Below are 368 nucleotides of genomic sequence, written 5' to 3'. Positions count from 1 at the left end.
CTTAGAATCCTCGATGCGGATGGCAAGCAATTATACAGTGCAACCAATGATTGTGATGCCCTAAAGGGCACCGACTGTGAAAACCTCTACAGCAAAGAAATTGATGATTCTGAGTTTATTGATGACAACGCCGAACAAAATCAAGAAGCATGGGTAACCATTGCCAAAGGCAATAAGGTCGGTAAGACGGTTATTACGACGGAATACCCACAAAGAATGCTGTATACGGCTTCTGCGGTATTCAAAAACAAACTGTGGATGTTCGGTGGAAACAAAGGGAATAGTGGTCATAATGAAGTTTGGCACTCAGAAGACGGCACTGTCTGGTCTCAGGTGAAACAAATTGATGAGTCAAAGGCTTTTACAAA

1 protein-coding gene is annotated in these 368 nt (G+C 42.7%); it reads left to right on the top strand.

Going from position 1 to position 368, the window contains the following annotated elements:
* Positions 1 to 368 (top strand): hypothetical protein (locus tag AC1EU0_RS19215; protein WP_480304383.1); only part of this gene is annotated, 368 nt, incomplete at both ends.

This window comes from Parashewanella sp. 2210YD4-3 (genome assembly GCF_056591735.1).
This window is presented reverse-complemented; position numbering and strand designations above follow the sequence as displayed.